Below are 771 nucleotides of genomic sequence, written 5' to 3' on the forward strand. Positions count from 1 at the left end.
CTGGTCATTCTGCCGCCGGATGAAGCCGAGCGCGGTCTGCGGGAATACTGGCGGCGCCGTCAGGAGAAGCTTCTGGAGGGCTTGGAGGGGAAGGCAGCCGAAGGCGCCCGGTCGCTGGCGCTCGCTCCCGAGCAGCTGTTTCAGTTGCCTGACGATCTGCGCTCTGCCGACACCGTCGCCATCGTCTATGACGAGACCGAAGGACTCAGCTTCTATGGTGATTACGGCCATCTCGATGCCCTTTTCGCAGATCCCTCCCTCGCTCGAGACCGAGACCATGCGGCGCGGTTGCGTGCATACCTGCGGGACGACAGCGTGTCGCCGTCGGCCATCCGGCGTCTTGTGGCGCGTCATCCAGCGGAGGTGAATCGGGTCTTTCGTGCCGTCCTCGGTAAGTCGCAGTTCAGCTGGGAGCGGGACGGGGAGGCGTTGTTGCGTCGCCGGAAGAAGGAGTTCTTCGAACGCGAGCCGCGTCCCAGCTTCGCGCCTGTCGGCGACCGCGTGGCCGAACTGCTCCGCGCGGGCCGTTGATCTTCTCGACAGGGGCATCGGTCACTGGCAGCCCTGGTCGGTCTCCCTCCGGATGTAGCTGCGCACTGTGACTCCTGGAACGGTCTCGGTGCTGTCCAGGCGGAAGCCGTCTGCATTCACGGCCCGGATGAAGTCCGCCTGCACAGCGCCGACCCAGGCGGTACGGTCATGGCTGCTCACCAGCCATATCCGGCGGTAGCCACACAGCTCCGAGGCTGCCTGCGTGACCTCGGCCGCGGG

Annotated in this window: 1 protein-coding gene and 1 pseudogene; one reads left to right on the forward strand and one right to left on the reverse strand. The window is 66.1% G+C overall.

Annotated elements, in window-relative coordinates; genetic code table 11:
* Window positions 1-531 (forward strand): annotated as a pseudogene (locus U9980_RS18580) (hypothetical protein); the annotation flags it as partial.
* A gap of 21 nt (window positions 532-552) precedes the next feature.
* Here the strand turns inward: U9980_RS18580 and U9980_RS18585 are convergent.
* The coding region (locus U9980_RS18585; protein ID WP_322769078.1) for a hypothetical protein at window positions 553-771 on the reverse strand (219 nt) is incomplete at its 5' end.

It is taken from the genome of Protofrankia sp. Cr1, assembly GCF_963555865.1.
Lineage (GTDB): Bacteria > Actinomycetota > Actinomycetes > Frankiales > Frankiaceae > Protofrankia.